The sequence below is a fragment of the Streptomyces sp. FH025 genome (assembly GCF_017427025.1).
Classification (GTDB): domain Bacteria; phylum Actinomycetota; class Actinomycetes; order Streptomycetales; family Streptomycetaceae; genus Kitasatospora.
Genome location: NZ_JAFLNG010000787.1, coordinates 1 through 3,234 on the forward strand (window position 1 = coordinate 1; position 3,234 = coordinate 3,234).

Below are 3,234 nucleotides of genomic sequence, written 5' to 3' on the forward strand. Positions count from 1 at the left end.
GGGCCCGGAGGTCGTAGGGTGACTTACGAGTGACTTGGAAGTCCGACGGCTCGCGAGTCCGATGACTTGTGGGCCCCACCATCCTGCGATCCCCCATGGCGGATCCGAGCCGACCGACACGATCCGGAGCGAGAGCGTGCCCCGTCAGGTCTTCTTCTACGACCAGCCCGAACGGTTCGTGGCCGGCACCGTCGGCCAGCCCGGCGCCCGGGCGTTCTACCTGCAGGCCAGCGCCCGGGGCCGGATCACCAGCGTGCTGCTGGAGAAGACCCAGGTCGCGGCGCTCGCCGAGCGGATCGAGGAGGTGCTGGACGAGGCGCTGCGCCGCAGCGGCGGGGACGCCTCGATCCCGGCCACCGCGCCGCGGGACCTGCTCGACACCGCCCCGCTGGACCTGCCGCTGGAGCAGGAGTTCCGGGTCGGCACCATGGCCCTGGCCTGGGACAGCGTGGACAGCTGCCTGGTGGTCGAGGCGCAGGCGGTGGTGGAGGACGAGGAGGAGGACGGCGAGGAGGCGGTCTTCCGGGACGACGAGAACGGCCCCGACATGCTGCGGGTGCGGCTGTCCGGCGCGATGGCCCGGGTGTTCGCCAAGCGCGCGCTGGACCTGGTCGCGGCCGGCCGCAAGCCCTGTCCGTTCTGCAACCTGCCGCTGGACCCGGAGGGCCACCTGTGCCCCCGCGCGAACGGGTACCGGCGCTGAACACCGAGACTCCGCCGCAGGCCGATCCGGCCGCGGCCGCCGCCCTCGCCGCCGACGTGCCCACCGCCCTCGCGCTGCTGCGCCAGGGCGAGCTGACCGTGCACGGCCGGCTCACCGACGCCTCCAACGCCGCGCTGTACTGCACGGTCGAGCACGGTTCGCTGAGCGCGCAGGCCGTCTACAAGCCGGTGGCCGGCGAACGCCCGCTCTGGGACTTCCCGGACGGCACGCTGGCCGGCCGCGAGGTCGCCGCGTACGAGCTGTCCGCCGCGACCGGCTGGGCGCTGATCCCGCCCACCGTGCTGCGCGAGGGCCCGCACGGCCCCGGCATGGTGCAGCTGTGGGTCGAGCCGGACCCGCAGGCCGAGCCGCTGCTGGCGCTGCAGGACCCGGACGGGCCGGAGCGGGGCTGGCTGCCGATCGTCCGGGCCGAGGTCGGGGACGGCCGCACCGCGCTGCTGGTGCACCACGACGACCGGCGGCTGCGCCGGCTCGCGGTGCTGGACGCGGTGCTCAACAACGCCGACCGCAAGGGCGGCCACCTGATCCCGGCCGCCGACGGCCGGGTGTACGGCATCGACCACGGCGTCACCTTCAACACCGAGGGCAAGCTGCGCACCCTGCTCTGGGGCTGGGCGGGCGACTTGCTGCCCGCCGAGGCGCTGGAGGTGCTGTCCCGGCTGGCCGAGCAGTTGGACGGCGAGCTGGCCGAGCGCCTGGCCCCGCACCTGACCGCCGCCGAACTGGACGCCACCCGCGCCCGGGTGGCCGCGCTGCAGGGCTCGGGCCGGCATCCGCTGCCCTCCCGGGACTGGCCCGCGATCCCCTGGCCGCCGATGTAGCAGCGGTGGTCTGGACCTATTCCGGGAATAGGTCGCACACTGCTCCGATGGATGCGCGACGGACCACCCCCACCCCCCGAACCACGCCGGACCTGCCGTTGCACCGTTTACAGGTCCCGCTGCCCCACCTGCTCCCCTTCGCCATCGGCAGTTTCGACGCGATAGGCCCGCTCTCACGGGCCAACTTCCCCCACCGCCACTCGTTCTACGAGATCGTCCTCGTCACCGGCGGCCGGGGTGCCCACGTCCTGGACCTGGTGCACCGGCCGCTGGCCCCACCGCAGTTGTGCGTGATCACGCCCGGCCAGGTGCACCACTGGGCGGACGCCGAGGAACTCGCGGGCCGGGTCGTGCTGTTCAACGAGGACTTCCTGCTCGGCCATCCGCAGGACCTCGCCGCGCTGCGCGCCCTGGCCTCCCGGCCCTCCCTGGTGCTCGGCGAACAGGCCGACGCCATCGGCGCGCTGCTCGCCGACATGGAGCACGAGTACCTGACCAGGGCGCCCGGCTACCAGAGCGTGCTGCGAGCCAGCCTGCACATCCTGATCGTCCGGGCGCTGCGCGCCTGCGTCCCGGACGAGCGGCCGACGGTGCCCAGCCGTCCGGCCGAACTGGCCGCCGCCTTCACCCGGTTGATCGCCAAGCCGGGCGGGGTGCGGCACTCGGTGGCCTCCACCGCCCAGGAACTCGGCGTCTCCCCTGGGCACTTGCAGACCCTGGTCAAGCAGGCCACCGGTCGCACCCCGGGCGGGCTGATCCGCCGCCAGCAGACCCTGGAGGCCAAACGGCTGCTCGCCTGCACCGATCTGACGATCCGCCAGGTCGCCAAGGAGGCGGGCTTCGCGGACCCGGCGTACTTCTGCCGGTTCTTCCGGCGGGAGACCGGGATGACGCCGGGGGAGTTCCGCTCCCGGGTCGACGGAAATCACCATGATCCCCGGATCATGTCCATCGCGGTCGCACCGGACGGCCCGTAAGTTCGGTGCTGGCCACCGGTGGCCGGTCCGGCGCGCGCGGACGGCGGCCGGTTCGGCCCTTGTCATGCCCCCACCATGGCAAGGGCCACCCCACCCCCCAACCCACACGGGAAGGAGACGGCGCATGCCCCCGTCCGACGGCATGATCAGCCGCAAGACCGTCCTGAAGGCCGCCGCCGCACTCGGGGTCGCGCCGCTGCTGATCGGCGGCGGAGTCGCGCTGGCCCGGGAGCAGGCCGGCAGCGGCCAGGCCCCCGGCCTCACCCCCGACTGCCACGACGGTGACGCCCCCACCATCGACCAGATCGAGGGCCCGTACTTCAAGCCCAACTCCCCGCTGCGCAGCTCGATGGTCAACGACGGCCCGGGCACCCGGCTGACCGTCAGCGGCTACGTCTTCGGCCGCGCCTGCCTGCCGATCTCCGGCGTCCTGCTGGACTTCTGGCAGGCCGACGACAACGGCAACTACGACAACGTCGGCTACACCTTCCGCGGGCACCAGTTCACCGACGCCAACGGCGCGTTCAAGCTGGACACCATCGTCCCCGGCCTCTACCCGGGCCGCACCCGGCACCTGCACGTCAAGCTCCAGGCCCCCGGCCGCCCGATCCTGACCACCCAGCTCTACTTCCCGGGTGAGCCGCGCAACAACACGGACACCATCTACGACCCCCGGCTGCTGATGAACGTCCGGCAGAACGGCCAGGTCCGC

The 3,234-nt window shown here is 73.1% G+C and carries 4 protein-coding genes; all 4 read left to right on the forward strand.

From position 1 onward, the window contains the following. The first annotated feature begins 136 nt into the window (after positions 1–136). Positions 137–703 carry a DUF3090 domain-containing protein gene (locus J0670_RS33830; RefSeq protein WP_207816137.1) on the forward strand — a complete coding sequence of 189 codons (567 nt, stop codon included), beginning with the start codon at positions 137–139 and terminating at the stop codon, positions 701–703. After that, entirely contained in the window at positions 673–1,545 is an 873-nt protein-coding gene (locus tag J0670_RS33835) for an SCO1664 family protein (protein WP_374223225.1), read from the forward strand. Before J0670_RS33830 ends, J0670_RS33835 begins: the two co-directional genes overlap by 31 nt. 47 nt (positions 1,546–1,592) lie before the next feature. Then, on the forward strand, positions 1,593–2,522 hold the full coding sequence (locus tag J0670_RS33840; protein WP_207816138.1) for an AraC family transcriptional regulator: 930 nt from the start codon (positions 1,593–1,595) through the stop codon (positions 2,520–2,522). A 124-nt stretch (positions 2,523–2,646) separates the two neighbouring features. After that, positions 2,647–3,234 (forward strand): dioxygenase (locus tag J0670_RS33845; RefSeq protein WP_207816139.1); only part of this gene is annotated, 588 nt, incomplete at its 3' end.